We start from the raw sequence: 16851 nt of genomic DNA on the forward strand, positions 1-16851 counted from the left end.
TCCGGCGCATCCGGGTCGTCAGGCTCAACACCCCTTTCAAAACGCTTCAGGCGACTCGTCGGAGGGCCCGGTCGCGGCGCTCGGCGACCTTGGAGCCGGACTCCCGGCGGGCCATCCGGCGGAGTACGACGGGAGCGACGGCCAGCCCGATCACCGCCCAGACGCCGAGCACTGCGGCCGTCTCCAGGTGCCGCCAGGAGGCGTCGATCTCGACGACGACCGCGCTGTCGGGCAGCAGTGCCGACCGCATCCCAAGGCCCATCCAGTAGATCGGGCCCAGCTGGCCGATCCACTCCAGCCAGTCCGGCAGCGCGGTGACCGGGTAGAAGATGCCGGAGATCGCGATCAGGCCGAGCACCGGAAGCTGGATCAGCCCCTGCGACCGCGCGGTGGTGAAGACCGAGCCGAGGACCGCACCGATCGGCAGCGTCGCGACCATCCCGAGCACCAGCACCCAGACCAGGGTCAGCCAGCCCGCGGCCGAGCCGAGCGCAAGCCCCTCCACGATGAGCAGGCCGGGGATCAGCAGGATGGCCAGGTCGGCGAGCGTTCCGCCGGCCACCGAGACGACCTTGCCGGCGAGGTAGCCCGGCATCCCGTTCGGGGTCGCCTTGGCCCGCAGCAGCGTGCCGTCCTCGCGGTCCGCGGTGAGCTGCTGGCTCATGCTGACCATGCCCATCGCGGCGTTCATGCCGAGGATGCTCGGCAACGCGAGCGCGCCGAGCAGGAAGCCGGTGGAGCCGAAGTCCCGGTCCCGCAGGAAGAACAACGCGACCAGCATCAGCAGCGGCCAGAGGAAGTGGCTGAACAGCTCGGGCCCGTTGGTGAAGGACTGGCGCAGCTCGATCAGGCCGCGCTTCCACCCGGCCCGGACGGCGGACGCGTTCATGCGACCGGCTCCTTTCCACGCACCAGCGCGAGATACGTGTCCTCCAGGGAGGCACGCCGTACTTCGAGGTCGCGGACGGCGGCGCCGTACTGGGTGAAGAGGGCGCGGACGAACTCGGTCGAGTCGGCGGTGGACCTGCGGAAGTGCTGCCCGTCGATGGTCCAGCGGACCTCGTCGTCGCCGGCGATCAGCGTGGTGAGCTCGGCCGGCGAACCGGCGGCGACGATCCGGCCGTCGGTGAGGATCAGGATCCGGTGTGCGAGCTTGCTCGCCTCGTCGAGGTCGTGGGTGGTGAGCAGGATCGTGGTCGAGTGCTCGGCGGCGAGGCGCCGTACCAGGTCGTGGAAGTCGTAGCGGGCCTGCGGGTCGAACCCCGTGGTCGGCTCGTCCAGGAAAAGCACCTCGGGCCGGCCGACGATCCCGATCGCGACGTCGAGCCGGCGCCGCTGGCCGCCGGACAGGGTCCTGATCTTCTGGCCAGCGTGATCGGTGAGGCCGACCGCAGCCAGTAGTTCGTCGGCGTCCCACGGGCGATCGATGGTGCTTGTCGAGTACGGCGCGTAGTACGTGCCGAGGTGGTGCAGCAGCTCACGGACTCGCCAGTTGCCGTGGTCGCGCCAGGACTGCAGCACGATGCCGAGCCGCGAACGCCAGCGCTCGTCGCCGTGCGCCGGGTCGACGCCGAGCACCTCGACCGTTCCGGCCGACCGCAGCCGGAATCCCTCCAGGATCTCGATGGTCGTGCTCTTCCCGGCGCCGTTCGGGCCGAGCAGGGCGACGACTTCGCCGTGCCGGGCCTGGAACGAGACGTCGTGCAGGACCTCGATGTCGCCGTAGCGCATCCGCAGGCCGTCCACCGCCAGCACCATGAGGCGGCTCCTTTCGTTTCCGATTTCCTGAAAGCTACGTTGCGTTCAGGTACCCGGCAACGCCTCTCAGGGCGTGATCGCCTGACTTTCGGGGCGAAACGTGGCAATCTGTGCAATGACGATGAGATCGAATGCAACCGGCCGTTGCAATGAGCTGACGATGAACGCACTGAGGAGGCGCGGATGCCGGGTGGCAGGCTGACGCACGAGGACCGGCAGCGGATCGCGGCCGGCCTGGAGTCCGGGCTCGGGTACGCCGAGATCGCCCGCGAGCTGGACCGTCCGACGTCGACGGTCAGCCGCGAGGTCGCCCGGAACGGCGGCGCCCACGGCTACCGGGCCGACCACGCCCACTACGCCACGAGCTCACGGGCCCGGCGGAGTAGGCCGGCCGGTCGGGACGCGTCGCCGGCCGGCGATCGGGCGGTCGTACAGGACTTCGCCGAGCGCTTCGCCGCGATGATGGTCGACGGCGGCCTCCCGCGGATGGCGGCCCGGGTCCTCGCGCAGCTGTACACCGCCGACACCAGCAGCCTGACCGCGCCCGAACTGGTCCAGGTCCTCCGGGTCAGCCCGGCCTCGGTCTCCAAGGCGGTCGGCTACCTGGAGCAGGTCGGCATGATCCATCGGGAGCCCGACCCACGCCGCCGGCTCCAGCACTACATCATCGCCGAGGACGTCTGGGTGCACGCCTGGAAGGTCAGCGCCCGCACCAACCTGAACTGGGCCGAGACCGCCGCCGAAGGCGCCGAACTGCTCGGCTCCGAGTCACCTGCGGGTGTTCGCCTGGGCAAGATGGCCGACTTCTTCCACCGCTTGGGCGAGGACATGGCCGGCGGGCCGGCCTTCGAGGTCATCGACGACGCCTTCACCGTGCTCGCCGCGCTCCTGCACGCGACCCGTCCGCTCACCGCGGACGAGCTGGCCGGAGCCTTGGGCTGGCCACCTGAGCGCATCACCGAGGCGCTCGTCAATGCGACCAAGTACGACGAGTACACCGACCCGGTCGTCCTCGACCAGCCGACGGCGGACACCTACACGGCCGTGCCGACGCCGACCCGGCTCTCGCCGGAGCAGCTGGCAGCGCTCAGCTAGGACCTGGGTACGGGTGCATGCCGGCCGGGTACTCGTTGCCGTGAGCCACCAGCCAGCCGGCCGAGTCGACGATCAACGCGGCGGTGATGTCGAAGGCGTTCAGGCTGTCGCCGTCCCCCGCCGCCAGGTTGGCCACGTGCCCGCCGGCGAACAGCAGGATCTCGCGGCCGCCGACCCGATGACTCGTGACCGACGGGATCGCCGGCTCGCCGGCCCCCAGCGCCTCGAGGTCGAGCTCGTCCGGGGAGTGACCGGCGTTGACGATCAGACACCCGTCCTTCAGGCCGCGGATCACGTCCGCGGAGACGGTCCCGGTCCGCCCGGTCGCGGTGACCACGATGTCGGCCCGGTCACCACCGAGCTCGACGACCTCGAAGCCGTCGTACGACGCGACCAGCGCGCGGGCCGGATCGACCTCGGCGACCTGCACGATCGCTCCGAGGCCCCGCGCCGTACGGGCCAGGCCGGCGCCGACCTCGCCGTATCCGACGACCAGGATGTCGAGGCCGTTCAGTGAGAGCTGGGTCCGGGCGACGACCGTGTGCCAGGTGCTCGTGCCGACCGTGAACCGGTTGTGCAACTGGTTCTTCAGCGGTACGCCGTCCAGGTCGAACACCGGGTAGGACAACGCCAGCTCGGCGACTCGGTTGAGCCCGGTCCGCGTCATCTCGATCCCGGCGACGACGCCGTCGTACCCGCGCGCGGCGGCCTCGACCACGATGTCGCCGCCCATCTCGACGGTGTGCGTCGGAGCCCACTCGACACAGGCGCCCGGGTCGGTGACCTCGATCCCCCAGGTCTCGACCAGTCGCTGAATGTCCGGCCGGGTCGTCGCCGGATCGGCCGGGTGCACGATCACCGCGGCCCCGGCCTCCCGGTACGCCTGGAGGAACAGCGCCGACTTCAGATCGAGGTGCGCTGTGACCGCGAGCCGCACGGACGCCATGTCCGGCAACCGCCCGGCCGCCGCAGCGGTCCGCTGCATCCAGCGCCGCGCCCACGCCAGCCGCTGCTCGAGCTCAACCCCTTGCCACGCAGTCGTCGGAAAGTCCACTCGCTCACGATGTCACACGACCAGCGAGCGCAGCAGGCGGCCGGTGATGAGGCCGTCGGCGAGCCCGAGCTCGACCAGGTCGTCGAAGATGGCCTGATCGTTCGCGGCGGCGCGGATACCGGCGTCGAGGACGCGGGCAGAGCGCGTGAGCTGAGCAGTCAGCGCGGTGTGCCGGAGGTGCTTCGCCAGCAGGCGGCTCGTCTGGCGACGGTACGACGTACCGGCGTCGGTGCTGTTGTCGTGCAGTGCCTCGGCGACCGCTCGGCCGGCCAGGAGACCGGTCGCGACGGCGTAGTAGATGCCCTCGCCGGTCATCGGGTTGATCAGCCCGGCGGCGTCACCGGCGAGCATCACCGGGCCTGACTGCGGACGCCAGGACCAGCTCGACAGCGGCAGATGGTGACCCCACCAGGACTTCCCGCCGTCGGTTGTTCCGGGCAGCAACTCCTCCAGGTGCGCGAGCAGGTCGGCTCGGGTCGGGCGGGGGCGACTGGCCGTGAGCTGCTCGCCGTACCCGACGTTCGACCAGCCGTCGCCACGGTCGAAGGACCAGGCGTACGACGGTTGCCGGCCCGGACCGTAAGCGATCACTTGGCTCGCCGCCCGCTCGGGCGGGGTCGGCGCGTACCCGCGGATCGCCAGCGCGACCGGTCCCGGCGGCACCCCGAGATCCCGCCGTACGACGGAATGCGCGCCGTCCGCGCCGACGACGAACCGGGCCTCGAGCTCACCGTCCACAGTGATGAAGTCCTTGGCGACCCTGATCCCGCGGACGCGACGCCGGACCAGATCTGCCCCGGCGGCCTGGGCCGCCTCGGCGAGCCGCTGGTCGAAGACGGTCCGCGGCACCACCCAGTTCGGCCGGGCCATGTCGCGGTCGACCCCGACCGGGCCCCGGGTCAGCGTGAACCGCCGTACCGGCGTCCAGTCGTCGACGATGCCGGTCACCCCGACCTCGGCCAGCAGGTCGAACACGTGCGGCGCGATCCCGTCCCCGCACGCCTTGTCCCGCGGGAACTCGTGCCGATCCAGCAGCAGCACCGACAGGCCGGGATCCACGGCCAACGCCCCCAACGCCGCCGAAGCCCCGGCCGGCCCCGCCCCGACCACCACGAGATCCCACACGCCTCCCAGTGTCGCGAAGCGGTAGCGCGCACGCGACCTCCAAGCGGGTCTCAGGCGCACTGTGCCGGGGCGTGCCGATCTCTAGCGTCGGGAGTGACTTCGAGGAGGATCGATGAAACTGCTACTGGTCTTGGCGCTGTTGTCGGGTACGGCGCATGCCACGGAAGAACCGCCCGCCATCCAATGGCACCACTGTCAGCTCAACGAAGCCGACGCCGAGGGCGCTGCGCTCGATGAGGCCGGGGCGGAGTGTGGTGAGCTGAAGGTGCCGCTCGACTACAGCCGGCCGGACGGGCCGAAGATCACCATCGCGATGTCGCGGCTGAAGGCGACCGGTGACCGGATCGGTGCGATGGTGCTCAACGACGGCGGTCCGGGTGGTCCCGGGCTGACGATGCCGCTGCGGCTGCGGGTCGCGATGAAGGAAGCCGGGTCGCGGTACGACCTGATCGGACTCGATCCGCGCTTCGTCGGCCGCAGTACGCCGGTGGACTGCAAGCTCCCGCTGGCGGGCTGGCCGTGGTCCGGCGGCAGCGACCGGTCGTCGTTCGCGCGTTCCACCCGCCAGCAGGCCGACATCGCCGCGCGGTGCGCCGAGAACGCGGGATCGGTGCTGTCGTACATCACCACGCGGAACACTGCCCGGGACATCGACCAGGTCCGGATCGCGCTCGGCGAGGAGAAGATCTCATACCTCGGCTACTCGTACGGCACCTACCTCGGCGCGGTCTACCTGCAACTGTTCCCCGGCCGCACGGATCGCGTCGTCCTGGACGGGCCGATGGATCCGTCGAAGTACGGACCGCAGCTGCTGCGGGACGTCGGCCCGGCGAACGAGGCCGCACTGCGTGCTTGGGCGACCTGGGCGGCTGCCCGGCACTCGACGTACCAACTGGGTACGACGACCGCGCAGGTGCTGGCCAAGATCGACCGGATCTACCAGGTGACGGCCGAGAAGGGCCTACGGATCGGGAAGTACACGCTCGACGAAGGGTCGATGCCGATGGTGTTGTTCGGCCCGCTGGCTGACGACCGTGATCCGGCCCGGGCGACGTACGCCGAGTTCGTGCAGACGTTGCTCGCGGCCACCAACGGGCCGGTCGAGCCGGGCGAGAAGCTCGGCGGGTTCCTCGAGCTGCTGCTGACCCCTGCGTTCTCGCAGTTGATCAGCGCGCAGATCGCCATCCCGTGTGGCGACCGGGCGGTCTCGCGGGATCCGCAGACCTACTGGCGCGACATCCAGCAGCACCGGCGTGCCGAGCCGTACTTCGGTTCGCTCACCCGGATGATCTCGCCGTGCGCGTTCTGGCCGGTGCAGCCGCAGGAGCCGTTGACCCGGATCGCCAACCGGGAGCCGGCGCTGATCGTCGCGGCCGACGGCGACCCGCGCGCGATCTATGCGAACGCCGCGCAACTGCAGAAGGGCCTGACGAAGGCACGCCTGCTGACCCTGAAGAACGCGCGCAAGCACGGCGTCTTCGGTGAGTACGGCAACGACTGCGTCGACAACCGGGTCGTGTCCTACCTGATCAGCGGCCGCCTCCCGGCCACCGACCAGACCTGCTACTGACCGGGACGCCGACCGGGTTTGTGCGCACGGCGGGTCGCAGTACGACGTACTCGCGGGACCAGCCGGTCGGCGTGGCCGGTGGACTCGCTAGCGCTGACCGGACGAGCCTCCTCCAGATCCACGATCTTCGGCGGCGGCGGGACGTAGATGTGGATCGTCTCCTCGTCGTCCGGAGTCGGTGGTGGTGGCGCCGGGACCGGCACGGGCTGGGCGCGGGCGGCGGACTCCTTGCTCGCCCGGGGCCGGGGGGCCGCCGCCACCGCCACCGCGGCGACCGGGACCCGGACCGGGCGGCGCCGCAGCTTGGTCCGCAGCTCGAGGCCCAGTACGTCGATCAGTTTGCTGACGGCAACGATCGAGATGGCGACCGCGGCGACCGTGCACCCGGCGAACAGCACCGCCTGGCCACCGGCCTTCCAGTTCGTCGGGTCGGTCCGGCGCATCGCGGCGAGCATCGCCACGACGACCGCGTTGGTGAGGCCGAAGGCGACCGCCACCCCGACCGTCCGCAGGAGCACCGCACGCTCCAGCCCGAAGTCGTCGGCCGCCGCGACCAGACCGGCGATCAGACCGGCCAGGACCGGCACGGTGTAGACCAGCGCCAGCGTGAGCCCGGGGCTCGCGATCAGGTAGAAGACGTCGAAGACCAGCGCCGTTCCGGTCAACGCGGCCGCGAAGCAGACCACCATCGGCGGGTACGACCGCACGATGGTGACCGCGTCCGCGGGCACTGTCCTGAACATCCCGAACGCCAAAACCACCGACTCCATCCGTCGTTTCCCCCATTGTGCAACTACCCGGGGCCCGGCGTGACCATCCCGGGCGGGTGAGTCCCCACCATGAGCACGGACAGATGAACGACGAACGCCCACCCGGCGTCACGGGCAGCCGGCACCTGCCCGGGGTTGCCCCGGGCAAGCACCGGCGTGCGGGTCAGGCGGCGGCCGGGAGCGGGGCCAGCTTGGTGCGGAGGTCGTCCAGGATCTTGCGGAGGACCCGGGAGACCTGCATCTGGCTGACGCCGATGTCGCGGCCGATCTCGGACTGGGTCCAGCCCTCGACGAACCGCAACTGGAGGATCCGGCGTTCCCGCGGCCCGAGCTCGGACAGCACCGGCTGCAGCATCTCGACCGTCTCCAGCTGGTCGATGCTGCCGTCCTCGGTGTCGGCGACCACGTCGGCCAGCGTCAGGTCGGCGTCCACGTCGGACGGGCGGTCCAGCGACAGGACGTTGAAACACCCCTTGGCAGCGAGCGCTTGCTCGACCTCGCTGACCTCGACGTCCAGGTGCGCGGCGATCTCGGCCGGCGTCGGCTCGCGGTTCAGCTGCTGCTCGAGCAGCGGCAGCTTGGTCGCGATCGTGCCCTGCATCTCCTGCAGCCGGCGCGGGATCCGCACTGTCCACGCGCAGTCGCGAAAGTAGCGTTTCACCTCGCCCCGGATGGTCGGGATGGCGAACCCGATGAACGGCGTGTCGGCGTCGAGGCGGTAGTGGTGGGCCGCCTTCACGAGGCCCAGGTACGCGACCTGCTCCAGGTCGTCCGCCTCGGCCCCGCGGCCTCGAAACCGGCGGGCGATCCCGCGGGCCATCTCGATGTTGAGCTCGACGACCTCTTCGAGCAGCCGTTGCCGCTCTGCTTCGTCGATGCTGGCAGCCCTGCGCTCCATCAGCTGTCGGGTGGCTGCTTCCCGGGCGGCCCGATCGGCCGCGGTCGAACACTGAACAGGAACCTGCTGTTCTACGGTGACCATTTGGTATGACCTCGCGACGGTGAGTCACGGCGTGGCACGTATCTGGACCACGGTCATGCCCTTGCAATCTCGCCCGTACCCCACCTGGCGAGAACTCATGCGCGCGACACGCGCGCGACCCTATGCCTTGTCTGTGGGGGCGGGCTGGGTGTCGTTGTGGCGGGTTCGGCTCGTGCGGCGGGCCTCGTCGGTGCGGGCGCCGACCTCGGTGATGCGGTCGGCCAGCGCCTCGTGATCCTTGCCGAGCTGCGCGCCCGCCGCGGCGAGCGGCGCGAGCAGAGCGGCCGAGTCGTTGTTGCCGAGGGCATCGTGTACAGCGTCGACACTCGCCTGCGCCGTACCGTCGAGCCCGTCGAGTGCCGCGACCTGTCCGGCGAGCCTGCGCAGGTCGGCAGCGTTGTCCCGGGCCCAGCTCGCGACCGCGCGGTCGCCGGCCCGCTCGTCCCGGGCCGCCTGCACCCGCTGCTCGCCGTTCAGTTCCGGTTGCGACGCGTGCGGGTTGAGCCGGAGATAACGCCGTTCGGCGGCTTGCCGGCTGGAGACGCCGAGCACGGGGGCCAGCCGGATCCAGCTGATCCCGGCGGCCCGGGCCGCCTCGATCAGCCGTGGCTCCCAGCCGTTCAGCTGCTCGCGCAGTTCCCGGAGCGCCACCAGCGCGTCCAGCACCTCGTCCGCGGCGGAATCGCCCTCCACCCCGGGGACGTTCGGGGCGGAGGGCAACCTCCCCAGCACCTCGAGCAAGAGTTCCAGAGCCGCCGCCGGAGCGGGCGTATCGGGCTGTGCCATCGGAACTCCTGTCGGGCGTCGGCGGTCAGGCGTCGAGCTGTTTGCTGTCGCCGACAGTCTCCCCGGTCACGGTCCGGCTGCCGGTCTCACCGCCGGCGACCGCGATCTTGCGCGGCTTGGCCTGCGCGGCGACCGGGATCTTCAGCGTCAGCACGCCGTTCTCGTACGACGCGCTGATCCGGTCCGCGTCGAGGGTGTCACCGAGGAACAACTGCCGCGAGAACACCCCGAGCGGTCGCTCCGCCACCTGCATCTCGACGTCCTCGTCCAGCGCGGCCGGACGGCGCTCCGCCTTCACGGTCAGCACGTTCCGCTCGATGTCGAGGTCGATCGCGTCCGGGCTCACTCCGGGCAGGTCGAACACGATCACGTAATCGTCACCCGACCGGTAGGCGTCCATCGGCATCGGGCTCGGCCGCGACCACGTCCCCGGTGACACCGCACCGGTCAACTGCTGGGCGAGCCGGTCGAACTCCCGGAACGGGTCAGTGCGCATCAACATCGTTCCACCTCCAGGTTCATCGACAGTCGGTGTCAACACGCATTTCATGTTCTAGCATGTCATCGATCCGTTGACAAGTCCCATGTCACCAGAACGTTGACAACGCTTCAGGCCTGGGTACAGGCGGCGCATGACGGAGAACGAATGGTTGATCCGGGCGCCCGTGGCCGACGTATTCGCGATCCTGACCGACGGGTGGACGTACGCCGCCTGGGTGGTCGGGGCATCCCGGGTGCGGGACGTCGAGGAGGGGTTCCCGCAGCCCGGTCGCAGCCTGCACCACTCGGTCGGGATCTGGCCGCTGGTCATCGACGACACCACGACCGTCCAGCAGTACGAGCCACTGCGTTTCCTGCAACTCCGCGTACGCGCCTGGCCGACCGGCGAGGGCCAGGTCGAGTTCGTCGCGACCGACCGTGACGGCGACTGCCACCTGGTCATGCGCGAGCAGGCAGTCAAGGGACCGGCCGCCGCGCTCCCGCACAGTCTGGTCGACCCGATCCTGAGCGTCCGCAACCACGAAACCCTGCGCCGGCTCGCATTACTGGCCGAGCGGCAGCACTGAGATCGCCCCGCGCGGGTACCGGAACCACATGACGACGCAAGGTTCCGTGTGGCTCGCGACCGCGACGATTCCGGCGTACGACGGGATTCTCGCCGACAAGCACGCTGACGTGGTCGTGGTCGGTGGTGGCGTGATCGGACTGACCACCGCGCTGTACCTGCAGCAGGAGGGCGCGGACGTCGTACTGCTGGAAGCCGGCCGGGTCGGTGGGCGGACCAGCGGCAACACGACCGGCAAGGTCACATCCCAGCACGGCGCGATCTACGCCGATCTGCTCGACCGGCACGGCGCCGGCAAGGCGGGTCAGTACGCGACCGCCAACCAGGCCGCCGTCGAGGAGGTCGCCGCGCTGGTGGACCGGCTCGGCATCGACTGCGAGCTCACCCGTACGTCGGCTTTCGTCTACTCGGCGACGCCCGACTCGCCGCTGCGCCGCGAGGCCGATGTCGCGGCAGCGTTCGGGCTCCCGGCCCGCTTCGTCGACCCGGACGAGCTCGACCTGCCACTGAAGGTCGCCGAGGTCGTGTGCTTCGACGACCAGGTGCAGCTCCATCCGGCGCAGTACCTGGCCGGCCTCGCGACGGCGTTCACTCGGGCCGGCGGCCGGATCTTCGAGAACAGCCGGGTGACCGAGCTGAACACCGACCACGACATCCAGGCCGTGACCGCGCAGGGACCGCTGGTCCGCGCCAACCACGCGATCCTCGCGACGCTGCTGCCGATCGGGCTCACCGGCGGGTACTTCGCGCGGACCCGACCGAGCCAGTCGCAGGGCATCGCCGTACGGCTGCCGGTCGAGGCGCCGCGCGGGATGGCGATCTCCGTCGACTCACCCACGCGGTCGACCCGACCGTGGCCGGGCGGTGGCCCGAACGGCCTGATCGTCGTCGGCAACGACGAGGAGAGCGACGCCGAGTCGACGTACCAGAGCCTGGTCGATTGGGTCGGCGAGGCGTGGGGCTTCGAGGCCGTGCCGGAGTACCGCTGGTCCGCGCACGACTACAGCACGCCGGACCTGCTGCCGTTCGTCGGCAAGGCGCCGGGTACGCCGGTCCTGGTGGCCACCGGCATGCACAAGTGGGGCCTGAGTAACGGGACCGTTGCCGCCGGCATCCTCCGCGACCTGGTCCTCGACCGCGACAACCCGACGGCGAGTCTGTACGACGCCGGCCGGATCGGCGACATCCAGGCGGTGGCGAAGCTGGTGAAGGACAACCTGCACGTCGGCAAGGAGTTCGCGAGCGGGCACCTGGGCCGGCTGAAGGGCGGGCTCGACCACCTCGAGATCGGGCAGGGCGGCCTGCTCACCCTCGAGGACGGCAGCACCGTCGGCGCCTACCGCGACCACGACGGCGACCTCTACACCGTCGACCCCGTCTGCACCCACCTCGGCTGCCCGCTGCGCTGGAACCCCGCCGACACCACCTGGGACTGCAACTGCCACGGCTCCCGCTTCAGCTACACCGGCCAGAACCTGGACGGTCCGGCCACCAAGCCGCTCACTTCGCCACGATCAGAGCCTGCGGAGCCGCCTGCTTGATCCGGGTCTGGAGCCAGCTGAGCTGAGTCGCTGTCTCCGCCTGGCACGATTTCACGGTCTTCAGGAGATCGCCGTCGGGCACGCCCTGCGCCGCCTGGCCGACCACGGTCCATGTGATGTCGACGAACGACGCCAGCGCATAGAGGTCCTGCAGATCTCGGAGCAGGCCGACGCCGCCCGACCGCGTGCCGCTGAACTCGGCCGCGCGGAGGCGATCCGGCTCGTCCTCGCGCTGCTCGCCGTACCGGCTCATGAACGGCCCGAGCGCCTCGACATGACCGGCTGCCTTCTCGCCGAGCGCGTGACACAGGTGCTCGACGTCCGGCTCGTCGGCGTGGTCACGGCCGACCTTGCCGAATGCGTCGGCCAGGGACTCCTCCGCGGAGTGCAGCAGGCCCAAGTACGTGGACAGATGCATGTCACACCTTCCGTACCCGGACGGCGGCGACCTTGAAGAGCGGTTGCTTCGAGACCGGGTCCCACTCGGTGAGCGTGAACTCGTTGGCCGCCGTACGGCGATCGTCGTCCCAGTAGCCGAAGTGGAACGGGACGAACACGACGCCCGGCCGGACCGTGCCGATCCGCGCCGGACCTTCCATCCACCCGCGGGCCGACTCCACCCGCACCTGGTTGCCCTCGGCAACCCCAAGGTCGGCGGCGTCCGCGGCGGACAGCTCCACCCAGACCGACGGCTCGGCGCGCCGGAGCTTCGGCGACCGGCCCGTCTTGGTCCGGGTGTGGAAGTGGTACGGCGAGCGCCCGGTGGTCGCGATCAGCGGATACTCGGCCGAGATCCACTCCGGCGGCGGCTGGAACGCGGCCGTCTTCAGGAACGCCCGCCCGGCCGGGGCCTTGGCCTTGTACTGATCGGGCGTCGTACTGCCTCCGGTCAACAGGCAGTGTCCGAAGTCCTCGCAGACCGCCGGGTCGGTCGGGAACACCGAGTCCGCGTACAACCGATCGGTTCCCTCCGGCACCTCGTCGGTGCACGGCCACGGGATCCCGCTGCCGCCGCGCAAAGCGTCGTACGTCAGGCCGCTGTAGTCACACGGCCTGCCGCGGCTGCACTCCTTCCACGCCTCGAACGCCTCCTCGGGCGTCGCCCAGCCGATCAGCGGATCGCCGTCCCGGTCGCGGAAGTCCATCCGGCGGGCGTAGTCGAGGAAGATTTCGAGATCGCTGCGCGCCTCCCCCGGCGGATCGACAGCCTGGTCCGACAGATGCACAGTGCGGCTCGCGTTCGTGAACGTGCCCTGCTTCTCACCCCAGAGCGCGGCCGGCAGCACGACGTCGGCGTACTGCGCCGTCTCGGTCAGGAACCCGTCCTGGACGACGAGGAACAACTCGTCCCGGTCGAGGATCTCCCGGATCCGCGGCAACTCGGGCAGCGACACCGCCGGGTTGGTCGCGGAGATCCAGAGGAAGTCGATCGAGCCCTGTTCGACGTACCGCCACAGCTGCATCGCGTGCGTCGGCGGCGCCCTGCGGGATCTTCAGCGGGTCGACGTTCCAGAGTCTCGCCAGTTCGTCGATGTGCTGTGGGTTGGCCCAGTTGCGGAAACCGGGCAGGTCACCGTCAGCCCCGCACTCCCGGGTGTTCTCCGCGGTCGGCTGCCCGTTCATCTGCAGCACGCCGCAGCCCGGCTTCCCGATCAGACCGCGCAGCAGGTGGAGATTGTTGACCTGGCAGGCCGAAGCGGTCGCCTGGTGCGACTGGTAGAAGCCCTGCAGCACGGTAGACAGCACGCGTTCCGACGTCCCGAAGAGCTCGGTCGCCCGCTGGACGTCGACCGCGCTCACGCCACAGATCTCCGCAACCTGCTTCGGCTCGTACGGCGCCACGGTCGCGACCAGCTCGTCGTACCCGAGGGTGTGGCGGGCGACGTACTCCTGGTCGACGTACCCGTGCTCGATCAGCTCGTGGATCAGGCCGTTCATCAACGCCAGGTTCGTGCCGGGCAGTGGCGCAAGATGCAGACCGCCGGTGCGTGCGGCCAGCTGCGCGACCGGGGTGTCGCGGGGGTCGATGGCGACGATCGCCGGGGTGTCCGGACCTTCGACCCGGTCGAGGACGCGGGACCACAGCACTGTCTGGGTCGCGGCCATGTTGTGCCCGAACAGGAAGAGCGCGTCGCACGAGTCGATGTCCTCATAGCTGCCGGGCTGGCCGTCCGAGCCGAACGTCTCCTTGAGCGACGCTCCCGCGGTCGCCGTGCACAAGCGAGTGTTGCCGTCCATGTGCGGCGTACCTAGACCGGCCTTCCCGATGACCGCGAGGGTGTAGTACTCCTCGAGGAACAGCTGGCCGCTGGTGTAGAAGCCGTGCTGCAGCGGGTGCCGTTTCTTCGACTCCTCAACGATCCGGCTCATCGACTCGTCCCAGGGGGCGGGCCGCAGTCCGTCAGGCGTTCGAACCAGTGGTTGAGTCAACCGGTCCTGGTCGCTCCACTGCCAGGAGGCGTACAACCCTTTCGGGCCGAGCCGCCCGTGGTTGATCCGGTCCACGGCCCGGCCGCGGACGCCGACCATCTTGCCTTCCTTCACCGCGATGTCGCAGGCACAGCCGTTGCTGCAGAGCACACAGGCCGACTGCACCCACCGATCGACCTCGTGCTCGGCGATGGACAACTCCTGATCCACTCGGACCGGCCACGCCGTACCGCGCTCGTGCGGCGTTCGCTCGCCCCAGACGTTCTGCACCCTGTCCACGATGGGTGCGGTACCCAACCATTTTCCGGACATGCGAAAGGCGCGCGTCCCGGGTGCCGGGGCGCGCGCCTTGCGGGGTGCTGAGGGTCAGACTTCCTTCTTGGCGATCCCTGCCATCAGGATGCGCTGGTAGGGCTGCAGCTCGTCGACGGCCGGGATGGCGGCGTCGGGGTCCTCCGGGAACCAGCGGGCCAGGAAGTCCAGGCCCGGCGGGATCAGCGGCATCCCGAGGAAGTGCTGCTCGATCCGCTCCGGGGTCCGGATCCAGCCGTTGCCGAGGCTCTCCAGGCCGGCCCGCTCCATCCCCTTCTGCAGCGGCTCACCGGTGTCGACGAAGTCGGTGATGAACAGGTAGCTGCCCGGGACCATCTTGTTCATGATCGTCCGGACCCACTCGTCCGGCTTCTCGTCGTCGTGGAAGTGCATGTGCAGACCGACGATCATCAGCGCGATCGGGCGGCTGAAGTCCAGGTGGGCGTTGATCTCCTGGTTGTCCAGGATCTCCTGGGGCCGCCTCAGGTCCGCGGTCACCACGATGGTGCTGTTGTTGGTCGCCAGCAGCGCCCGGCCGTGCGCGAGCACGATCGGGTCGTTGTCGACGTACGCGACCTTGGCGTTGGGGTTGACGTCCTGCGCCGCCTCGTGGGTGTTCTTCTGCGTCGGCAGGCCGCTGCCGATGTCGAGGAACTGGTCGATCCCGGCCTGGCGGGCCAGGTACTGCACGCCCTTCACCAGCGCCTGCCGGTTCTCGATCGCACAGCGACCGGCGTCCGGGACGTACTTCAGGTAGAGCCCCGCGCCTTCCCGGTCGGCGGCGAAGTTGTCTTTACCACCAAGCAGTGCGTCGTAGACGCGCGCGATGGTCGGTTGGGAAGTGTCGAACTCCGGATTCGGATCCGAAGTGTCGGAAGTCGCCATCGGCGCAGCCTTCGTGTCGGGGAATTCTGGACTGTCATCGTAGGGCAGTTGCGGACCTGTTGGAGCACTGGTTCGGTCCGGCGGGGGTGTTGGTCCGAAAGTCGGTCGAAGCAACCGCTCGTTTCCCTGATTCCTCAACCAGAGAAGCCTTTTCATATCCGCCAGGTCCTGACAAACCACCAACCTGCAACGCCTTCATCCCCCTCTTTCCCCACCCCCCATCCCCCCAACCCCAACAACCCTCCAGAACCACAGGCCGAGGTAGCCGAGGGCACCACCACCCGGCGCCCCACCCCAGAGCCGGGTGGCGAGGTGTCCGGCGGAGCCGAGCCGGGTGATGAGGCGTGGGGTGGGGGTGGTGGGCATTTGGGGCGGGGTGGTGGGGAGAAACGGTCACGGGGGGCTACGGGGGAGGGGTGGGGTGGGGGGTTTTGGCACGCGGGGTAACGGGGCGGACACATCGTCGCTAAGCGTGTACGATGCAAATGCAAGGCCAAATGCACGTGCATATGCCAAAGACGTACGGAAGGTGCAGCTGATGACTGCTGTCTACAACGGCATGCCCGGCGACTCGATCACCGAGCTGAACTGGCGGAAGAGTCAGCGGAGTGGCCCCAACGGCAACTGCGTAGAGGTCGCGAAACTGCCGGGCGGCGGCGTGGCGATGCGGAACTCGCGTCACACCGACGGGCCGGCGCTGGTGTTCACCAAGGCCGAGATCGAGGCGTTCCTCGGCGGCGTCAACGATGGGGAGTTCGACGACCTCGTCTGAACTTCACCGGAAGCAAGAGGCCCCTTCGCCAGGCGAGTGACGAAGGGGCCTCTTCTTGTCTGCGACGAGTCAACCGGCATCGCGACGAGTCAACGGGCAGCAGTACGGCGCCCCGCCGACGACGCCGAGCGCGTCCGGCAGAGCGCCGTACTGAACTGCAGGTGAACAGCAAAGGCCGACCCTCCGGCAAGGGTCGGCCTTGGTCTTTGGTTGGGGCAGGCAGCTACTACTGCACGGTGAGCGGCCAGAGCTGCTCACTCGGCAGCTCGGACGCCGTCGCGCCGGCCGAATTGTCAACGGTGATTCGCAATCCGGTGAACTTCGGCGTCATCACCCGCTGGTACCGCGATGCGCGGTCGGGCTCGGCAAGGTACTCGGCGATCAGGTGGTCTCCCAGCCAGATCCGCACCATCTTTCGGCCTCCTGCTGCTCGGTCGGTGGTCATGGGGCCAAGCTCACGATCGGGTCGCCGTCGAGGTGACGGACGCCGCGCAGCCAGCCCTCGAAGGCCCAGCGCTGTTGCTCGGGGCAACGCGCAACCAGTTCCTGGATCTCCCGCTCGGTCAGCTCGTCGGGCGCGCGTCCGCTCGTGTCGGCGGTGTGCTCGGCTGCCTCACTGTCGTCGTGGTTCATCGACTCGGGTTCCCCAACCAGTCATGCCGGCGCTTGCGCCACCGGCGGTCTGTAGGACCGGCCTGCCGGATC

Annotated in this window: 18 protein-coding genes and 1 pseudogene; 5 read left to right on the plus strand and 14 right to left on the minus strand. The window is 69.7% G+C overall.

All coding sequences use genetic code 11. The features are described from left to right. Positions 1-46: 46 nt before the first annotated feature. Both ACIBGM_RS07730 and ACIBGM_RS07735 read right to left on the minus strand, forming a co-directional pair. Complete coding sequence (locus ACIBGM_RS07730; RefSeq protein ID WP_360525027.1) at positions 47-889, minus strand: ABC transporter permease; 843 nt, start codon at positions 887-889, stop codon at positions 47-49. After that, positions 886-1758 (minus strand): ABC transporter ATP-binding protein, encoded by an 873-nt coding sequence (locus ACIBGM_RS07735; RefSeq protein WP_360525024.1) that lies wholly within the window; start codon positions 1756-1758, stop codon positions 886-888. The genes ACIBGM_RS07730 and ACIBGM_RS07735 overlap by 4 nt, the downstream gene beginning before the upstream one ends. Before the next feature lie 183 nt (positions 1759-1941). On the opposite strand from ACIBGM_RS07735, the gene ACIBGM_RS07740 reads away from it, so the two are divergent. Then, positions 1942-2853: a MarR family transcriptional regulator gene (locus tag ACIBGM_RS07740; RefSeq protein WP_360525021.1), complete on the plus strand. Its 912-nt coding sequence runs from the start codon at positions 1942-1944 to the stop codon at positions 2851-2853. Here ACIBGM_RS07740 and ACIBGM_RS07745 read toward each other — a convergent pair. Together ACIBGM_RS07745 and ACIBGM_RS07750 are read right to left on the minus strand one after the other, a co-directional pair. Beyond that, entirely contained in the window at positions 2846-3907 is a 1062-nt protein-coding gene (locus ACIBGM_RS07745; RefSeq protein WP_396384841.1) for a hypothetical protein, read from the minus strand. The two genes, ACIBGM_RS07740 and ACIBGM_RS07745, sit on opposite strands and share 8 nt — an antisense overlap. A gap of 12 nt (positions 3908-3919) precedes the next feature. Continuing rightward, positions 3920-5032, minus strand: a complete 1113-nt coding sequence (locus ACIBGM_RS07750; protein WP_396384842.1) for an NAD(P)/FAD-dependent oxidoreductase — start codon at positions 5030-5032, stop codon at positions 3920-3922. Positions 5033-5144: 112 nt separating this feature from the next. Here ACIBGM_RS07750 and ACIBGM_RS07755 point away from each other — a divergent pair, with 112 nt between their 5' ends. After that, positions 5145-6602, plus strand: a complete 1458-nt coding sequence (locus ACIBGM_RS07755; RefSeq protein WP_396384843.1) for an alpha/beta hydrolase — start codon at positions 5145-5147, stop codon at positions 6600-6602. Here the strand turns inward: ACIBGM_RS07755 and ACIBGM_RS07760 are convergent. From ACIBGM_RS07760 to ACIBGM_RS07775, 4 genes are all read right to left on the minus strand, one after another. Continuing rightward, the gene (locus ACIBGM_RS07760; RefSeq protein WP_396384844.1) at positions 6596-7372 is read right to left on the minus strand and encodes a hypothetical protein; all 777 of its coding nucleotides are present in this window, start codon (positions 7370-7372) and stop codon (positions 6596-6598) included. The genes ACIBGM_RS07755 and ACIBGM_RS07760 overlap by 7 nt on opposite strands. A 163-nt stretch (positions 7373-7535) precedes the next feature. After that, the gene (locus ACIBGM_RS07765) at positions 7536-8270 is read right to left on the minus strand and encodes a sigma-70 family RNA polymerase sigma factor (protein ID WP_396384845.1); all 735 of its coding nucleotides are present in this window, start codon (positions 8268-8270) and stop codon (positions 7536-7538) included. Between the two features lie 204 nt (positions 8271-8474). Further along, on the minus strand, positions 8475-9140 hold the full coding sequence (locus tag ACIBGM_RS07770; protein WP_360525003.1) for a hypothetical protein: 666 nt from the start codon (positions 9138-9140) through the stop codon (positions 8475-8477). A gap of 25 nt (positions 9141-9165) precedes the next feature. After that, a complete protein-coding gene (locus tag ACIBGM_RS07775) occupies positions 9166-9642 on the minus strand; it encodes an Hsp20/alpha crystallin family protein (RefSeq protein ID WP_396384846.1) in 477 nt (158 codons plus the stop codon). Positions 9643-9772: 130 nt separating this feature from the next. Here ACIBGM_RS07775 and ACIBGM_RS07780 point away from each other — a divergent pair, with 130 nt between their 5' ends. Together ACIBGM_RS07780 and ACIBGM_RS07785 are read left to right on the plus strand one after the other, a co-directional pair. Then, on the plus strand, positions 9773-10207 hold the full coding sequence (locus ACIBGM_RS07780; protein ID WP_396384847.1) for an SRPBCC family protein: 435 nt from the start codon (positions 9773-9775) through the stop codon (positions 10205-10207). A 28-nt stretch (positions 10208-10235) separates the two neighbouring features. Beyond that, positions 10236-11747, plus strand: a complete 1512-nt coding sequence (locus ACIBGM_RS07785) for an FAD-dependent oxidoreductase (RefSeq protein WP_396384848.1) — start codon at positions 10236-10238, stop codon at positions 11745-11747. Here ACIBGM_RS07785 and ACIBGM_RS07790 read toward each other — a convergent pair. From ACIBGM_RS07790 to ACIBGM_RS07805, 4 genes and pseudogenes are all read right to left on the minus strand, one after another. Then, positions 11707-12165 carry a hypothetical protein gene (locus tag ACIBGM_RS07790; protein ID WP_360524991.1) on the minus strand — a complete coding sequence of 153 codons (459 nt, stop codon included), beginning with the start codon at positions 12163-12165 and terminating at the stop codon, positions 11707-11709. The two genes, ACIBGM_RS07785 and ACIBGM_RS07790, sit on opposite strands and share 41 nt — an antisense overlap. A gap of 1 nt (position 12166) precedes the next feature. After that, the gene (locus ACIBGM_RS07795; RefSeq protein ID WP_396384849.1) at positions 12167-13210 is read right to left on the minus strand and encodes a molybdopterin oxidoreductase family protein; all 1044 of its coding nucleotides are present in this window, start codon (positions 13208-13210) and stop codon (positions 12167-12169) included. Positions 13211-13412: 202 nt separating this feature from the next. Beyond that, positions 13413-14489 (minus strand): annotated as a pseudogene (locus ACIBGM_RS07800) (molybdopterin-dependent oxidoreductase); the annotation flags it as partial. A 54-nt stretch (positions 14490-14543) separates the two neighbouring features. Then, complete coding sequence (locus ACIBGM_RS07805; RefSeq protein WP_396384850.1) at positions 14544-15374, minus strand: SAM-dependent methyltransferase; 831 nt, start codon at positions 15372-15374, stop codon at positions 14544-14546. Positions 15375-15912: 538 nt separating this feature from the next. Here ACIBGM_RS07805 and ACIBGM_RS07810 point away from each other — a divergent pair. Further along, a complete protein-coding gene (locus tag ACIBGM_RS07810; protein ID WP_360524982.1) occupies positions 15913-16146 on the plus strand; it encodes a DUF397 domain-containing protein in 234 nt (77 codons plus the stop codon). Positions 16147-16372: 226 nt separating this feature from the next. On the opposite strand, the gene ACIBGM_RS07815 is transcribed toward ACIBGM_RS07810, so the two are convergent. Together ACIBGM_RS07815 and ACIBGM_RS07820 are read right to left on the minus strand one after the other, a co-directional pair. Continuing rightward, on the minus strand, positions 16373-16591 hold the full coding sequence (locus tag ACIBGM_RS07815) for a hypothetical protein (RefSeq protein ID WP_360524979.1): 219 nt from the start codon (positions 16589-16591) through the stop codon (positions 16373-16375). Beyond that, positions 16588-16779 (minus strand): hypothetical protein, encoded by a 192-nt coding sequence (locus ACIBGM_RS07820; protein WP_360524976.1) that lies wholly within the window; start codon positions 16777-16779, stop codon positions 16588-16590. Before ACIBGM_RS07820 ends, ACIBGM_RS07815 begins: the two co-directional genes overlap by 4 nt. Positions 16780-16851 lie beyond the last annotated feature (72 nt).

Source organism: Kribbella sp. NPDC050470 (assembly GCF_044458365.1).
Taxonomy (GTDB): domain Bacteria; phylum Actinomycetota; class Actinomycetes; order Propionibacteriales; family Kribbellaceae; genus Kribbella.